Source organism: Serratia sp. D1N4 (assembly GCF_054552755.1).
The window spans coordinates 5,184,357-5,199,902 of the sequence record NZ_CM137274.1 but is presented as its reverse complement, the minus strand read 5'-3'; the positions used below and the strand labels follow the sequence as shown (position 1 = coordinate 5,199,902).

Genomic DNA, 15,546 nt, shown 5'->3' with positions numbered 1-15,546 from the left:
TTTTTCTCCAAAAAAGGGACGCGAGAGTCGAAATAACCACTGCCGGACCGGCAATTTACCTGCCCAACAGTATAGAGATGAATAAACGCAAAGGCTTTGCTTTTTGTCATTAATTGCCGGGGTATCAGGGTTCAGATAGCGACAGCTTAATCGGTTCAACCGCGAAGGTGACTCCCTGATCGCCGTTATCTGCCACCACATAGCGTATTGCGCCAATCTGATGCTGATAAAAATGCAGACCTTTGCCTTTTTCCAGTAAATTACTCACCTTGATGATGCTTTCTTCCACGGTCAGCGCGGGTTCGAACTGGCGCATCAGGGCGGCCATGTAGTTGACCGAGATCGCCCGTGCGGTCTTTTCTTCGTTACCCTGCAAGGGCAAATGGGTGATTTGCAACGTTTTGATTTTACCGGTGCCTTTTTCCAGCGCGGTAGAGGCATACAGATTTTCGTTCAGCTTACTGGCGGCGCGGGTCAACAGAGGGGAATCGTCTGCCTTGGAGGCAATCGCGCGGAACTCACCGATCGGTAACATCGGATTATCACGGTTATATTTTTCGCGAAATTGTACCACCGTCAAATCAAATGTCGGTGCTCCGGCCAGCAGATAAGGTGCGTTCGGAGGTGCACCAGCAACGGCATCTGGCGGATCGGCCCAAGCATTGCCGATACCGAATAACAGGCAGGCAATAGCGATGATTTTTCTCAGCATGATAGGCGGTATCGGTAACAAGGATGACTCCGATTAAAGCGATATACTCGTCATACTTCAAGTTGCATGTGCGATGGCCCGCTTTCTGCCGGGCAGAAATCTCAACCCGGTATGGCCTATGTTACACTGCGTCGCTGAATATGGGCAGGCCAAGAGTGCATGAATCAATGACCTTACAACAGTGGTGTTTCTCATTTAAAGGCCGCATCGGGCGGCGCGATTTCTGGATCTGGATCGGTATCTGGCTGGCGCTGATGGCGGCTGCTTTCACGCTGGCCAACTATCATCTGGTGGCGATCCAGTCGATTGCCTTTTTTATTGTAGTATTGCTATGGCCAACGGCGGCGGTGCTGGTTAAACGCCTGCACGATCGCAACAAGGCGGGTTGGTGGGCGTTGCTGCTGATCCTGGCATGGATACTGGCGGCGGGGAACTGGCAGATGCTGGCACCGATCTGGCAGTGGGGTGTCGGCCGGTTTATCCCGTCGCTGATTATGGTGATGATGGCGCTCGATCTGGGCGCTTTTGTCGGCACACCAGGGGATAACCGATTCGGCCCAGAAGCCGAGCCGGTAAAATTCCGCTAAATTACCAGTAATGCTCGCTGGTGATATGCCCTGGTTTGCGGCGCAGGTGCTTGCGCATCTGATGGCGTTCTTTCAGCGTTTGCTGGGTGTCACGCACCATCTGCGGGTTACCGCACAACATCACATGGCTGGTTTCGGCATTGAGGGTTAACCCCACGGCTGCTTCCAGCCGCCCATCTTCGATCAGCGCTGGCACACGCCCGGTTAACGATCCGGTTACTTCTTCGCGGCTGACGATGGTTTGAATGCGTAGCTTGCCGTGATAGCGCTGTTGCAGTTGCTGCATCAATGGCAGGTAGCTGAGATCGCGGGCAAAACGTGCTGCATGAACCAGAACCAGGTTGTTGAATCGCTCCAGCCCTTGGCCTTGTTGCAGAATCGACAGATAAGGGCCGATGGCGGTACCGGTGGCCAGCATCCACAGCGTGTCGCAATCCGGCACCTCTTCCAGCACAAAGAAACCGGCGGCCTCTTTGGTGACCATCACGTCGGCACCCGGTTGCAACTGGTGGAGCCTTGGGCTGAGTTTCCCTTCCGGCACGGTAACCAGATAGAACTCCAAGTTGGGATCGCTGGGGGCGTTGACATACGAATAGGCGCGCTGAACGCGTTCACCGTCGATCTCCAGCGCCAGTTTGGCAAATTGCCCGGCGCTGAAGCTGTCGATAGGGGCATTGACGGTGATACTGAACAATCCATCCGTCCAGTGTGTTACCTGAGTGACTTTGCCATTAACCCATTCAGCCATACTGTTTAAAGCTCCTGCGTTTGAATCAAATAAGCACAATGTCGTGAGCCGGAAATGGCATGTGCCGTGCGCTCTATCCGGTAACCCTGACCAAGCAGGCGATGGAACAGTTGCAGTTCCGAGTTGCACAGTTTGCTGCAAGCATTGGCCGCCACGCCGATGGGGCAGTGGTTTTCCACCAGCAGCATACCCTGCGGGTGATCAAGCAGTTCCGCCATATAACCGTCGTGCTGGCGCAGGCGCACCAGGCGAGAAAGCTTACCAAGCGGGTTTTCCTCTTCTGCCAATTCATCAGCATAGCGGCGAAAGAGCTTTTCCTCCCGTGCAAGAATCAGTTTCTCAACGCCTTCGGTACCGAACAGCTCATTGGCCGACTCCAGCAACGTTTTCGAAAGCCGGTCATGGCTATCGGCAAACTGGGCATGGCCCTGCTGAGTGAGCGACCAATAGCGCGTCGGGCGGCCTACTTTAGTGCGCGTTTCCTCGTAACAAACCAACTCACGCTTTTCCAGGGACTGCAGATGCTGACGGATACCCATCGGCGTGATCTCAAGCCGTTCGGCCAACATTTTGGCAGAGTGAGGTCCTAAGGTTTTCAACTGCAATAAAATAAGTTCTGGTGTTTTCATAAACCAAATCCCTGTGGCAGTCATATTATTTCAAGTTGATGAAAATAATTATCGATTAAATGCTAAAGCCGGATTGCCGCAATTCCCCTGACATTCTTAACTCTTTCTAGCTATTCGTACAATTTAATTTACGAAATTGGCGGTGATTTTTGCCAGTATGACGATGATCAATATCTACCTTAAATTCGCTGAAAAATCAGATTTGTTCGCTTATGCGACACAAAGAGGGTGCCCTTAGGTTTATCTCTGGCACTTTGCGTGGTAATGGGTGTAATGAAGGGTGAACACGTTAACAACGATAATGAGAAAATGGTGAGGCGGCCTGACAAGAATAGGTGGGCACCCTATAGGGTGCCCTTGATATTTACAGCAGGAATTCGTGCAGCGCAGCGTCTTTGCGATCCAGATAATGGGTCGAGCGGATGCGGCGGATGGTGCGTGACTTACCGCGGATCAACAGGGTTTCGGTGGTAGCCATATTACCTTTGCGGGTGATGCCTTCCAGCAGGTCGCCTTTGGTGATGCCGGTAGCGGAAAAAATCACGTTATCGTTGCGCGCCATGTCATCAAGAATCAGCACTTTACCGGCTTCGATGCCCATCTCTTGGCAACGGGCCAATTCCTGCTCACCGATCCGACGGTTTTCTGCGGTGTCGCCCTTCACCTGATGGCGTGGCAGCAAGCGGGCCTGCATGTCACCATCCAGCGCGCGGATCACTGCGGCGGATATCACGCCTTCTGGCGCACCGCCGATGCCATACATCACATCCACTTCGCTATCCGGCATGCAGGTTAAAATAGAGGCGGCCACGTCACCGTCAGGAATGGCGAACACTTTCACACCAAGCTGCTGCATCTGGGCGATCACCGCGTCGTGGCGTGGTTTCGCCAGCGTGATCACTGTCAGTTCTGTCAGCGGTTTACCAAGGCGGGCAGCGATATTGTGCAGGTTTTCGGCCAGCGGCAAATTGAGATCGATAGCCCCGCTCACTTCGGGGCCAACCACCAGCTTTTCCATATACATGTCTGGCGCATGCAGGAAGGTGCCGCGATCGCCCACGGCCAGCACCGCCAGCGCGTTGGACTGGCCCATGGCCGTCATCCGGGTGCCTTCGATCGGGTCGACGGCGATATCCACGGCATCGCCCTGACCGGTGCCTACCTGTTCACCAATGTACAGCATCGGGGCTTCATCAATCTCGCCTTCGCCGATCACAATACGGCCATCGATATCCACTCTGTTGAGCATAATGCGCATGGCATTGACGGCGGCTCCGTCAGCAGCATTTTTGTCGCCGCGCCCCAACCATTTGTAACCCGCCAGAGCGGCGGCTTCGGTAACGCGGGAAAATTCGATGGCTAATTCACGTTTCATGGCAAACCTGTGAGTGATTAAAGGGAAGAAAATATCAACAAAGTTTATCACAGGGCGGCGGCGGTCGGGCGGGGCAAAAAAAGCGCCGCCCGCAGGCAGCGCATTGTCAGGGCAAAAGCAGCCGGTGAACTTAGTCGTGATCTTCCCACGCCTGCGCACGAGCCACGGCTTTTTTCCAGCCGCTGTAACGGAAATTGCGCTCGGTGGTTTCGATACCAGGGCGGAATTCACGTTCAATGTTGGCTTTGCTCTTCACTTCGTCCAGATCGTTCCAGTAGCCGATCGCCAGGCCTGCCAGGTAAGCCGCACCCAACGCTGTGACTTCACGCACTTCAGGGCGCTCCACACGGGTACCGAGGATGTCGGACTGAAACTGCATCAGGAAGTTGTTGGCCACCGCGCCACCGTCCACACGCAGCGATTGCAGGCGGGTGTTGGCATCGGCCTGCATCGCATCCAGCACATCGCGAGTCTGGTAGGCGATAGATTCCAGCGTGGCTCGGATAATGTGGTTGCTGTTCACGCCGCGCGTCAGGCCAAAGATGGCACCACGAGCATACGGATCCCAGTATGGCGCGCCCAGGCCGGTAAAGGCGGGCACCACATATACCCCGTTGCTGTCTTTTACCTTGGTGGCAAAGTATTCGGAGTCGGCCGCATCGCTGATCAGTTTCATCTCATCGCGCAGCCACTGGATCGAAGCACCACCGATAAATACCGCACCTTCCAGCGCATAGTTCACTTCACCACGCGGGCCACAGGCGATGGTGGTCAGCAGGCCATGGTTGGAGCGCACGGCTTCAGTACCGGTATTCATCAGCAGGAAGCAGCCAGTACCGTAGGTGTTTTTCGCCATGCCCGGTTGGACGCAGAGCTGGCCGTACAGCGCCGCTTGCTGGTCACCGGCGATCCCGGCAATAGGAATACGCGTACCGCCTTTACCACCAATGTTGGTCTGGCCGTAAACTTCTGAAGACGGGCGGACTTTCGGCAGCATGGCGCGTGGGATATCCAGCACTTCCAGCATACGATCGTCCCAATCCAACTGGTGGATGTTGAACATCATGGTGCGTGAGGCGTTGGTGTAATCGGTCACATGCACCCGCCCTTGGGTCATTTTCCACACCAACCAGGTGTCGACGGTGCCGAACAGCAGTTCGCCGCGCTTGGCGCGCTCGCGGGCACCTTCGACGTGATCGAGGATCCATTTGACTTTGGTGCCCGAAAAATACGGGTCAACCACCAGCCCGGTGTTGTGGCGGATGTACTCCTCCAGCCCGTCACGCTTGAGCTCTTCGCAGATTTCTGCGGTACGGCGGCACTGCCAGACGATGGCGTTATAAATCGGCTTGCCGGTCTCTTTTTCCCAGACGATGGTGGTTTCGCGCTGGTTGGTAATACCGATACCGGCGATCTGGTCAGAACTGATGTCCGCTTTGGCCAGCACTTCCACCAGCGTAGAACTCTGCGAGGACCAGATCTCCATCGGATCGTGTTCCACCCAGCCGGGCTTCGGGTAGATTTGGGTAAATTCACGCTGTGATACCGCAACAATGTTGGCATCGTGATCGAGCACTACGGCACGTGAACTGGTTGTTCCCTGATCGAGAGCGACAATGTATTTTTTTTCTGTTGTCATGAGTTTAATCCTGTTGTTGTTAACCGTTAAAACCGTGCCAATCACGCGTTACGTTGTTCTGGCTTAGCGGCGGGTTGGTCTTCTTCGACGCAAACGTCGCAAGGCAGATGGCGGCCAATCAGCGCGCGGTAACCGAAAGCCCCCAGACCGGCACCGACGATAGGGCCGAAGATCGGTACCAGGAAGTAAGGGATATCACGTGCGCCGGTGAAGGCCACTTTGCCCCAGCCTGCCAGATAAGCGAACAGTTTCGGGCCGAAGTCACGCGCCGGGTTCAGTGCGAAGCCGGTTAATGGTCCCATAGAGGCACCGATGACGGCAATCAGAATACCGATCAACAGCGGGGCCAGTGGGCCACGCGGAATGCCGTTGCCGTCGTCGGTCAGCGCCAGAATCAGGCACATCAGAATGGCGGTGATCACCGTTTCTACCAGGAAGGCCTGGCCGACGGAGATATGGGCATTGGGATAGGTGGAGAAGATACCGGCCAACGCCAGGCTTTCATCACTGCCGCGCACCATCTGATTGGCGCTCTCAAAGTCGAAGAACAGGTTGTAATACAATCCGTAGACCAGTGCTGCGGCGCAGAAGGCCCCGGCAACCTGCGCCACGATGTAAGGGAGGACTTTGCGGCCATCAAAGCAAGCGAACAACCACAGCGCCAGCGTGACGGCCGGGTTCAGGTGTGCGCCGGAGATCGCGGCGGTCAGATAGATGGCCATGGCAACGCCCAGGCCCCAAATGATACTGATTTCCCACTGACCGAAGCTGGCACCGGCCAGTTTCAGCGCTGCAACGCAGCCTACGCCAAAGAAGATCAACAGACCGGTACCGAGGAATTCCGCGATACACTGGCCTTTTAAAGTCGGACTGGTGGTTTGGCTCATAATATTATTGTCCTGCAGACGATGGTTATAGGTTTATATCCTGCTGGGTATACAGACTTGGCGCGTTTCGCGTTGTGGCCAGAGGTACAGTTTTTTCATCTCGTCCACTTATAGATTGAGGACGTGATGTAAATTTATCGTTAACGAACATAAACGAGAAATAGCGAAATCAAAATGTGTGTACTTCGTCATAAAATTGAGCGAATTCGCGTTATTTAGTGTTTTTTATGAGCCATGAAAGTGTGATCTGACCATAGGTTTGATTTTCTTTTGTTAACAACGACTAAAGTGGCGGTAAGAAAATTGCAACAGACTGCGCGTTGGGCCGGTATGTTGCTAGACAGTGAGAGGCAGGCTACATACAATCGTTTTTATTGAAAGAAGCGTTTTATTGAGACACGCGCGTTTTCCATAACAGTGCGTGTCATTTGGCGCGATGCATATTCGCAGTAGCTGCAGCCGATGTTGCGGCGCTACTTATAGATGTACGCCTTGCTATCATGAGGGGACTGAAGAATGTCATTTGAAGTATTTGAAAAACTGGAAGCAAAAGTTCAGCAGGCGATTGATACCATCACTCTGTTGCAGATGGAAATTGAAGAACTGAAAGAGAAGAATAACGCTCTGTCTCAGGACGTGCAGAACGCTGCGGGTAACCACGAAGCGCTGGCGCGTGAGAATCAGCAACTGAAAGAAGAGCAGCATGTTTGGCAAGATCGCCTGCGTGCACTGCTGGGCAAAATGGAAGAGGTCTAATCTCGTCCGTTAGCTGAGATCGAAAAGGGCGCCTAGGCGCCCTTTTTCATATTCTGCGGTTACTCGATATCAAGAGGATCTTCGGAAAGAATGATACCGGTATTGTCGGCGTAGAGGTGATCGCCAGAGAAGAAGGTGACGCCACCGAAGTTAACGCGGATATCACTCTCACCCACGCCTTCACTGGTAGCACCCACCGGGATTGCGGCCATAGCCTGAATACCGATGTCCAACTCTTCCAGATCGTCCACCTGGCGTACCGCACCGTAAACCACGATGCCTTCCCATTCGTTCTGGGTTGCCAGGCGTGCCAGCTCAGCGTTGATCAGCGCGCGGCGCACAGAGCCACCACCGTCGATCAGCAAGACGCGGCCACGGCCGTTTTCTTCGAGCAGTTCGAACAGCAGGCCGTTATCCTCGAAGCATTTCACCGTAGTGATTTGCCCGCCAAATGAAGTACGCCCGCCAAAATTAGAGAACAGAGGTTCAACTACGTTGACCTCTTCCTGATAAATATCACAGAGTTCGGAAGTATCGTATTTCATAGGATTTTACGTCAGTTTGCCGCTGGAATAGTCAGTATATCCCTTTATTCGCCCTGTTGGCAAAATCATCAGTTTTTAACTGAGCACCACGCCGATAGCGAATAACAGGTTGGCCAGTAATGCTGCCTTCACCATGTGCTCCAGCATCGGGCGCATGCCGATGGCGGTGGGATCGCGCAGCACGCGCATACCGTGGCGCAACAGCAGCGGTATGGCCAGCACAAACAGCCAACCCCACAGGCTGTGCAGGTTGAGCAGGGTAAACAGCGCGAAGCACACCACGGCGGCGATCAACAGAAAGGCGTGGTAGTAACGTGCTTTCTGCGGCCCGAGGCGCACCGCCAGGGTATTTTTGCCGTTGACGCGGTCGCTTTCGATATCGCGCAGGTTATTGATGTTGAGCACCGCCGCCGCCAACAGGCCGCAGGCGGTGGCTGGCAGCATCACGATGCTGTCAAAGGTGTGTGTTTGCAGATAGTGCGATCCCGCCACGCTGAGCCAGCCGAAAAACACCAGAACCGAAATATCCCCCAATCCCAAATAGCCATAGGGTTTGTTACCCACGGTATAGGTAATGGCAGCGACGATCGCCAAGCCACCCAGCACCAGGAAACCGACCACATCACCCGGTTTTTCGCAGGCGACAGCAATCAGCCAGCAACCGGAAATGGCAATCAGGATCACCGTCAGCACCAACGCCCGTTTCATCTGGGCCTGAGTGATCATCCCTTTCTGCATGCCGCGCAGTGGGCCGATGCGATCTTCGTTATCACTGCCTTTTACCGCGTCGCCATAGTCATTGGCCAGATTGGAGAGGATCTGCAACAGGCCAGCGGTCAGCAAGGCCAACAGGGCTACACCCGGTTTGAGGCTGCCTTGCCAGGCGGCGATAGCAGAACCGACAACGATGGAGGCAAACGCCAACGGCAGGGTACGCGGTCGTAAACTTTCCAGCCAGGCTTTAGCCGGGGTGGTGGGGGTTGATAAGCTCATGTTTCGCTTCAGTAAGTCAAAAGGCGGTGTCCGTTCGAAATAAATGTGGGAGGCAATGCCTCCCACAACGATAACTGACAGGACAGTGATAGCGCGATTATAGGATAAAACGACTCAGATCTTCATCCGCTACCAGTTCATCCAGGTGATTGCGCACGTAATCGGCGTCAATTGTAATAGATTGACCGTTAATTTCACTCGCGTCATAGGAAATATCTTCCATCAGACGTTCCAAGACGGTGTGCAGACGACGTGCGCCGATGTTTTCGGTGCGCTCATTCACTTGCCATGCGGCTTCGGCGATGCGGCGGATGCCCTCGGCAGTGAAGTCGATCGTCACGCCTTCGGTGCCCATCAGCGCTTTATATTGTTCGGTCAGCGATGCGCTAGGTTCTGTCAGGATACGTTCGAAATCCTCCGTAGTCAGCGCCTGTAGCTCAACGCGGATTGGCAAGCGGCCTTGCAGTTCCGGGATCAGATCGGCAGGGCTGGCGGTCTGGAAAGCGCCGGAAGCGATGAACAGGATGTGATCGGTTTTCACCATGCCGTGCTTGGTGGATACCGTACAGCCTTCCACCAGCGGCAGCAGATCGCGCTGCACGCCTTCACGGGAAACGTCTGGGCCGGAACTTTGGCCGCCACGCTTACAGATTTTGTCGATTTCATCGATAAACACGATGCCGTGCTGCTCAACGGCTTCTACCGCCTGCTCTTTCAGCTCTTCCGGGTTCACCAGCTTGGCGGCTTCTTCTTCCACCAGCAGTTTGAAGGCTTCTTTGATCTTTAACTTACGGGGTTTCTGCTTCTGCCCGCCGAGGTTCTGGAACATCGACTGCAACTGGTTGGTCATCTCTTCCATGCCCGGAGGGGCCATGATTTCGACGCCCATCGGTGCGGCGGCCAGATCGATTTCGATTTCTTTATCGTCCAATTGGCCTTCACGCAATTTCTTGCGGAATACCTGACGGGCGGCAGAAGGTTCCTGCTGCTCTTCGGCCTGGCCCCAGTTGTTTTTGGCCGGTGGGATCAGTACGTCGAGCAGCCGTTCTTCGGCCATCTCTTCGGCGCGAGTACGGTTTTTCTCGATCGACTGCAAGCGCACCATTTTCACAGCGGCATCGGTCAGATCGCGGATGATGGAATCCACTTCTTTACCGACATAGCCCACTTCGGTGAACTTGGTGGCTTCCACTTTGATAAACGGCGCATTGGCCAGTTTGGCCAAACGACGGGCGATTTCGGTTTTACCGACGCCGGTCGGGCCGATCATCAGGATATTTTTAGGGGTGACTTCGTGACGCAGCGTCTCGTTGAGCTGCATCCGGCGCCAGCGGTTGCGCAGGGCAATGGCAACAGCGCGTTTGGCCTTGTTCTGGCCAATGATGTAGCTGTCCAGTTCGCTGACGATCTCGCGCGGGGTCATTTCAGACATAGTATTCGATCCTTACGCTTTGGAAGGCAATTCTTCAATAGTGTGGAACTGGTTGGTGTAAATACAGATGTCACCGGCGATGCTGAGGGATTTCTCAACGATTTCGCGGGCGCTCAGTTCGGTATTTTCCAACAGTGCGCGGGCCGCCGACTGGGCGTAGGGGCCGCCGGAGCCGATGGCGATCAAATCATTTTCTGGCTGCACCACATCACCGTTACCTGTGATGATCAGCGAGGCATTCTCATCCGCTACCGCCAGCAGCGCTTCGAGTTTGCGCAGCATACGATCGGTACGCCAGTCCTTCGCCAACTCAACGGCGGCTTTCACCAAGTGGCCTTGGTGCATCTCCAGCTTGCGCTCGAACAACTCGAACAGCGTGAAGGCGTCAGCAGTACCACCAGCGAAACCGGCAATCACTTTATCGTTATACAGGCGACGGACTTTCTTGACGTTGCCCTTCATGACCGTGTTGCCCAGTGTGGCCTGGCCATCGCCACCGATCACTACTTGGCCGTTGCGGCGTACGCTTACAATTGTTGTCACGAGCAAATCCTCGTTGCAGACGGAAAGAAGACCCCGTTGTCTCTGCTTGCGCAGAAGCAACGGGGCATATTGAGAATATAGTTGGGGGAGAAGTGACGCTTTTCAACCCCCGACGGCGAGGGGAATGCAACTCGACATGCCAGAGCTCTTCAGGCGGGCCAGGGTTTTGTCGGCAGCAGCACGGCTGCTGTAGGGGCCCAGCATCACGCGATTCCAACCACCACCTGCCGTGATGCGGCTTTCGATGCCTTCAAACGCCAACTGTGCGCGTACCGATTCGGCCTGATCTGTGGCACGGAACGAACCACATTGCACCATCCACTTCTGTTTCTGCTCTGGTTTGGCTTCCTGCTTGGCCGTTTCCGCTTTCACTTCGGGCTTCACTTCCGGTTTCGGCTGCGGCTTAGGTTCCGGCTGCCGGGTTTGAACCGGCGGAGTGACCGCTTGTGGCTTTGGCTGTTGCACCGGTTGTTGGTGCTGCTGTACCGGTGCCGCGTCGTTGTTGAACGGGTTTCGTGATTGGCTCACCGGCTGCTGCTGTTGCACCTGCTGCGGTATTTGCTGTTGTGGTATCTGTTGCTGCTGACGACCATTACCGCGGAGCTGTGACGGATCGTTATAAGGCACTTCAGACAACTGCGTCGGGCGCTGCTGCATGTCAGCCTGCATCTGTTCAAGCAACTGGCGCTGTTCGGCGGTCAGTTGGGTTTTGGTATTATCATCGCCACCGGCCCTAGGTTCGGTGGGTGATTGCACGCCAATCTGACGATTCTCCAGCTCTTTGATATAGCGCCAACGCTCTTCCGGCTTCGGCGGCAGGCCGTTACCTGGGCGAGTGCCGTGCGTAGGCAGCAACGGAGCATCGGCCGGTTTGTTGTGCGTAATGAAATAGAGGCCACCGATAAAGACAACCAGAAGGGCAACGGCAAGCGCCACCACGGTTTTGGATACCTTCGGAGAACTGCGTTTACGGCTGGGGGTCTTGCGCCGCGCTGCCCCTGAGCGCCCGCGGCTTACATAGTCTCTCTGTGCCACTATAATTCCGCTGTGTCCTGATGAGGTTAAAGCCTATCCTCTAGGCTGTTTGATTGGCCACCTTTGCCGTCTCGGCAGAAATGACCACAACAATAATTATACCTATCTGATAGGTTTTGAGTCCGCCATGTTACTTAACCCAAAAATGTTTGACTAGCGTTTCGGGGCCGCAGTGCTGTCACGGATAATCAATTCGCTGTCCAAAAGCCGGGATCCGCTGTTTACCGTCTGCCCGTGCAATTGTTCCAGCAGTAGCAGCATGGCTTGCTGACCGATCAGGAAACGAGGCTGCGCCACCGTGGTTAAAGGGGGATCACAATACTGTGCCGGTTTGATATCGTCAAAGCCGACAACGGAGAGATCCTGCGGTACCCGCAAGCCCAGCTTTTTGGCCTGGAACAGTACGCCAATAGCCATAATGTCGTTGTGACAGAAGATGGCTGTAGGAGGTTTTGGCAGGGCCATCAGCGATTTCAGGGCTTGAGCGCCTGCTTCATAGCTGAAATCACCCCGGGTAATATAACTGCTTTCAACGCTAATACCATTACGGCGTAGCGCCTGAATGTAGCCCTGCAACCGATAATGGCTCAGCGGCATGTGTTCCGGCCCCGCCACACAGGCGATCTGTTTGTGGCCAAGCTGATGCAGATAATGCACGGCTTCGAAGGCAGCGGTCAGGTTGTCGATATGCACCGTCGGCAGTTCCAGTTCCGGTGCAAATTCGTTGGCCATCACCATCGGTGGCAGGTTGCGTTGTTCTTCCTTGCTGGCGTCGAACGGCAGGTTAGAGCCGAGCAGCAGCATACCGTCAATTTGCTTGGTGATAATCAGGTTAACGAAAGTGCGTTCCTGCTGGTTCTGTTGCGCACAGTCGCCGATCAGTACCAGATATCCCTGTTGCGCTGCGGTTTGCTCGATCCCTTGGATCACGTCGGCAAAAAACGGATCGCAGATATCGGGAACGATCACCAGGATGGTACGGGATTCATTGCGTTTGATATTGCGTGAGAGGGCATGAGGGGAGTAACCCACGGCCAGCACGGCCTGTTCTACTTTCTGACGCGTTGGCGTTGACACCTTTTCCGGATTCATCAGCGCACGGGACACGGTTGCCGTTGAAACGCCGGCCATTTCAGCAACGTCTTTCATGGTGGCCATGGATAGTTCTTTCTTGTGTTCCAACGCCTTTCTCCTTGCGTTGGCCCATGCCAACGCGACAACTGGGATTGACTCATACATTCTGGCGTGCGGTGGTGTTGTTATTGTTAGCGCCATCCACGTTCAAAGCTTCCATCATGCTGCTTGCCTGCACTGACATTCTAAACAGATTACGCTCGGCTTTTGTTACCTAAATTTCATAAAAAGTGTGAGTTAGGGAGGTTTTTTCGTGTTACCTCGCAAATTCAAGGGTCTTTGTGCTCTGAATCAGATTGCTCCGGGTTTAACTGTCGATCGGATCGACGTCCAGCATCCACTTCACTTTGCGTGCCTGGGGTAGGGTGCCAATCAGCGGCAGCGTGGTTTTCATCAGGTGTTGCAGCAGGCGTCGGGAAGGGTGTTGCAACAGCAACTGCCAACGGAAACGGCCACCGCGCTTCGACTGTAATGCCGGAACCGGGCCCATGACCCACAGCGAATCATCCTTCAGCGGGCTGGCCTCCAGCAGATTGCGCAGTTGCTGTAAGAACAGCGGTGCCTGCTGATTATCGTGATCTTCCGAACGCACAATAATGTGGCTGGTGTAAGGCGGCAGAAATACGCTGTTGCGCTCCGCCAGCGTCTGTTTGGCGAAGGCGTCATAGCCCTGTTGCAACAGGATCTGCAACAGAGGGTGTTCGGGGTGATGGGTTTGCAACAGCACTTCACCCTGTTTACCCGCACGCCCGGCGCGGCCAGAAACCTGGGTATACAACTGGGCGAAACGCTCGGCAGAGCGGAAATCGGCGGAGAACAGCGCACCATCGACATCCAGCAACGCAACCAGCGTCACATCCGGGAAGTGGTGGCCTTTTGCCAGCATCTGGGTGCCGATCAGAATACGTGGGCCGCCGCGGTGGATATCCGCCAGATGTTGTTCCAGCGAGCCTTTGCGGCTGGTGGTATCGCGATCGATACGGGTGATGGCCGTTTCCGGGAACAGCGGTGCCAGCTCATTTTCCAACTGTTCGGTACCGACCCCGACCGAGACCAGATGCGTGGAACCGCACTGCGGGCACTGGTGTGGTACCGGGCGCTGGCTGTCGCAGTGGTGGCAACGCAGCTGGCGCTGATTCTGGTGGATAGTGTAGTAGTGGTCACAACGTTGGCACTCGGCGATCCAACCGCATTCATGGCATAACAGCGCAGGTGCATAGCCCCGGCGGTTGAGGAACAGTATCACCTGATTACCGTTCTTCAAGTGGTGCTGCATGCTTTTCAGCAGCGGTTGTGACAACCCAACCTTCAGCGGCAGGCCCTTCAAATCGATCAGGTGCTGGTTGGCCGGTTTGGCATTACCTGCGCGCTGGGTCAGCTTAAGCTGGCGATATTTACCCAGTTGCACGTTGTGCAGCGTTTCCAACGCCGGGGTGGCAGAACCCATCACCATCGGAATATCTTCGGCGTGGGCACGGAACACTGCCAAATCGCGGGCATGGTAACGCCAGCCTTCCTGCTGTTTATAGGAGCTGTCGTGTTCCTCGTCGATGATAATCACCCCAAGGCGCGAAAACGGGGTGAACAGCGCCGAACGGGTGCCGATCACAATGGCCGCTTCACCGCTGCGGGCGCGCAGCCAAACGGCCAGCCGTTCGCTGTCGTTCAGGCCGGAATGCAGCACGTCCACCGGTGCGTTGAACCGTTCGCGAAAGCGGGCGATGGTCTGCGGCGTCAGGCCGATTTCCGGCACCAATACCAGAGCCTGTTTACCTTTGGCCAGGATGTTTTCCAGCACGCTGAGATAAACTTCGGTCTTGCCGGAGCCGGTTACCCCTGCCAGTAACCAGGCAGCGAAATGGTCGTCTTCACTGCGGATGGCTCCCACAGCGGTGGCCTGTTCGGTATTGAGCCGCAGCCGTTCGCCGAGGATCTCAAAGCCGGGCCGCCAGTCCTGCGTTGCCAAAACCTGAGCGCGGAGATCGGCCAAGCCTTTGGCACGTAATGCCTGGAATGCACTGTCGGTCAGCTCGAGTTCGCTGACCTGGTGGCGATAAACCGGGCGTTGCAGCAGTGCCGCCAGCGCCTGCTGCTGTTTGGGGGCTCGTTTGAGGCTTTCCGGTGGTGTGGCGCGCCCCTGTTCGGTGGCAAACCATTGCCACAGCGGGGTTGTCTCTGCTGATTTGCCTTGGCGCAGCAGGATCGGCAACGCGTGGAACAGCACTTCACCAATCGGGTAATGGTAGTATTCAACCGCCCATAGCAGGATGCGCCACAGGCTGGGGGAGAATAGGGAGTCGTTATCCAGCAGGCTGTCGATGGGTTTCAGCTTTTCCAGCGGCAGTTCGCTGGTTTCGCTACAGCCGACAACAATCCCGATCGCCCGTTGCTTTCCCCAGGGCACACCCACACGCGCGCCGATGACCGGCTGCAAGCCTTCTGGCAGCAGATAATCGAAGGTACGGGCGAGGGGAACCGGTAAAGCAACCTGTACAACGGGCATGTGGCGATCCAGCTAGAAAAAAGTGGTG

Annotated in this window: 15 protein-coding genes; 2 read left to right on the top strand and 13 right to left on the bottom strand. The window is 55.2% G+C overall.

The features are described 5' to 3' along the window. Nucleotides 1–124: 124 nt before the first annotated feature. Nucleotides 125–712, bottom strand: a complete 588-nt coding sequence (locus ACX1CU_RS23365; protein WP_459400548.1) for a DUF1454 family protein — start codon at nt 710–712, stop codon at nt 125–127. Between the two features lie 167 nt (nt 713–879). Here ACX1CU_RS23365 and ACX1CU_RS23360 point away from each other — a divergent pair, with 167 nt between their 5' ends. After that, nucleotides 880–1,299 (top strand): DUF805 domain-containing protein, encoded by a 420-nt coding sequence (locus ACX1CU_RS23360; RefSeq protein ID WP_459400547.1) that lies wholly within the window; start codon nt 880–882, stop codon nt 1,297–1,299. Nucleotide 1,300: 1 nt separating this feature from the next. On the opposite strand, the gene fpr is transcribed toward ACX1CU_RS23360, so the two are convergent. The 5 genes from fpr to ACX1CU_RS23335 form a co-directional block, all read right to left on the bottom strand. After that, nucleotides 1,301–2,047 carry a ferredoxin--NADP(+) reductase gene (fpr, locus tag ACX1CU_RS23355; RefSeq protein WP_459400546.1) on the bottom strand — a complete coding sequence of 249 codons (747 nt, stop codon included), beginning with the start codon at nt 2,045–2,047 and terminating at the stop codon, nt 1,301–1,303. A 5-nt stretch (nt 2,048–2,052) separates the two neighbouring features. Continuing rightward, nucleotides 2,053–2,676 carry a helix-turn-helix transcriptional regulator gene (locus ACX1CU_RS23350; RefSeq protein ID WP_459400545.1) on the bottom strand — a complete coding sequence of 208 codons (624 nt, stop codon included), beginning with the start codon at nt 2,674–2,676 and terminating at the stop codon, nt 2,053–2,055. A gap of 364 nt (nt 2,677–3,040) precedes the next feature. Continuing rightward, on the bottom strand, nt 3,041–4,051 hold the full coding sequence (gene glpX, locus ACX1CU_RS23345) for a class II fructose-bisphosphatase (protein ID WP_459400544.1): 1,011 nt from the start codon (nt 4,049–4,051) through the stop codon (nt 3,041–3,043). A gap of 130 nt (nt 4,052–4,181) precedes the next feature. Continuing rightward, nucleotides 4,182–5,690, bottom strand: coding sequence for a glycerol kinase GlpK (gene glpK, locus ACX1CU_RS23340; RefSeq protein ID WP_459400543.1), 1,509 nt, complete (start codon nt 5,688–5,690; stop codon nt 4,182–4,184). Nucleotides 5,691–5,731: 41 nt separating this feature from the next. Then, nucleotides 5,732–6,577, bottom strand: coding sequence for an MIP/aquaporin family protein (locus ACX1CU_RS23335; protein ID WP_459400542.1), 846 nt, complete (start codon nt 6,575–6,577; stop codon nt 5,732–5,734). Nucleotides 6,578–7,093: 516 nt separating this feature from the next. On the opposite strand from ACX1CU_RS23335, the gene zapB reads away from it, so the two are divergent. Beyond that, complete coding sequence (gene zapB, locus ACX1CU_RS23330; protein ID WP_459400541.1) at nt 7,094–7,333, top strand: septal ring assembly protein ZapB; 240 nt, start codon at nt 7,094–7,096, stop codon at nt 7,331–7,333. A 59-nt stretch (nt 7,334–7,392) separates the two neighbouring features. On the opposite strand, the gene rraA is transcribed toward zapB, so the two are convergent. From rraA to priA, 7 genes are all read right to left on the bottom strand, one after another. Then, nucleotides 7,393–7,878, bottom strand: a complete 486-nt coding sequence (gene rraA / locus ACX1CU_RS23325; RefSeq protein WP_076943998.1) for a ribonuclease E activity regulator RraA — start codon at nt 7,876–7,878, stop codon at nt 7,393–7,395. Nucleotides 7,879–7,953: 75 nt separating this feature from the next. Further along, the gene (locus ACX1CU_RS23320) at nt 7,954–8,871 is read right to left on the bottom strand and encodes a 1,4-dihydroxy-2-naphthoate polyprenyltransferase (RefSeq protein WP_459400540.1); all 918 of its coding nucleotides are present in this window, start codon (nt 8,869–8,871) and stop codon (nt 7,954–7,956) included. A gap of 97 nt (nt 8,872–8,968) precedes the next feature. Then, nucleotides 8,969–10,303: an HslU--HslV peptidase ATPase subunit gene (gene hslU, locus ACX1CU_RS23315; RefSeq protein WP_459400539.1), complete on the bottom strand. Its 1,335-nt coding sequence runs from the start codon at nt 10,301–10,303 to the stop codon at nt 8,969–8,971. A gap of 12 nt (nt 10,304–10,315) precedes the next feature. Next, nucleotides 10,316–10,846 (bottom strand): ATP-dependent protease subunit HslV, encoded by a 531-nt coding sequence (hslV, locus tag ACX1CU_RS23310; RefSeq protein ID WP_459400538.1) that lies wholly within the window; start codon nt 10,844–10,846, stop codon nt 10,316–10,318. 102 nt (nt 10,847–10,948) lie between these two features. Beyond that, nucleotides 10,949–11,881, bottom strand: a complete 933-nt coding sequence (gene ftsN, locus ACX1CU_RS23305; RefSeq protein ID WP_459400537.1) for a cell division protein FtsN — start codon at nt 11,879–11,881, stop codon at nt 10,949–10,951. Between the two features lie 153 nt (nt 11,882–12,034). Continuing rightward, nucleotides 12,035–13,063, bottom strand: a complete 1,029-nt coding sequence (cytR, locus tag ACX1CU_RS23300; RefSeq protein ID WP_459400536.1) for a DNA-binding transcriptional regulator CytR — start codon at nt 13,061–13,063, stop codon at nt 12,035–12,037. Nucleotides 13,064–13,322: 259 nt separating this feature from the next. Then, complete coding sequence (gene priA / locus ACX1CU_RS23295) at nt 13,323–15,518, bottom strand: primosomal protein N' (RefSeq protein ID WP_459400535.1); 2,196 nt, start codon at nt 15,516–15,518, stop codon at nt 13,323–13,325. Nucleotides 15,519–15,546: the final 28 nt, after the last annotated feature.

Bases quoted from the DNA above. Each gene is read 5' to 3' on its own strand.
- rraA (WP_076943998.1), bottom strand. From the start codon at position 7,878: ATGAAATACGATACTTCCGAACTCTGTGATATTTATCAGGAAGAGGTC.
- fpr (WP_459400546.1), bottom strand. From the start codon at position 2,047: ATGGCTGAATGGGTTAATGGCAAAGTCACTCAGGTAACACACTGGACG.
- ACX1CU_RS23365 (WP_459400548.1), bottom strand. From the start codon at position 712: ATGCTGAGAAAAATCATCGCTATTGCCTGCCTGTTATTCGGTATCGGC.
- ACX1CU_RS23350 (WP_459400545.1), bottom strand. From the start codon at position 2,676: ATGAAAACACCAGAACTTATTTTATTGCAGTTGAAAACCTTAGGACCT.
- priA (WP_459400535.1), bottom strand. From the start codon at position 15,518: ATGCCCGTTGTACAGGTTGCTTTACCGGTTCCCCTCGCCCGTACCTTC.
- glpX (WP_459400544.1), bottom strand. From the start codon at position 4,051: ATGAAACGTGAATTAGCCATCGAATTTTCCCGCGTTACCGAAGCCGCC.
- glpK (WP_459400543.1), bottom strand. From the start codon at position 5,690: ATGACAACAGAAAAAAAATACATTGTCGCTCTCGATCAGGGAACAACC.
- hslU (WP_459400539.1), bottom strand. From the start codon at position 10,303: ATGTCTGAAATGACCCCGCGCGAGATCGTCAGCGAACTGGACAGCTAC.
- ACX1CU_RS23320 (WP_459400540.1), bottom strand. From the start codon at position 8,871: ATGAGCTTATCAACCCCCACCACCCCGGCTAAAGCCTGGCTGGAAAGT.
- ACX1CU_RS23335 (WP_459400542.1), bottom strand. From the start codon at position 6,577: ATGAGCCAAACCACCAGTCCGACTTTAAAAGGCCAGTGTATCGCGGAA.
- zapB (WP_459400541.1), top strand. From the start codon at position 7,094: ATGTCATTTGAAGTATTTGAAAAACTGGAAGCAAAAGTTCAGCAGGCG.
- ACX1CU_RS23360 (WP_459400547.1), top strand. From the start codon at position 880: ATGACCTTACAACAGTGGTGTTTCTCATTTAAAGGCCGCATCGGGCGG.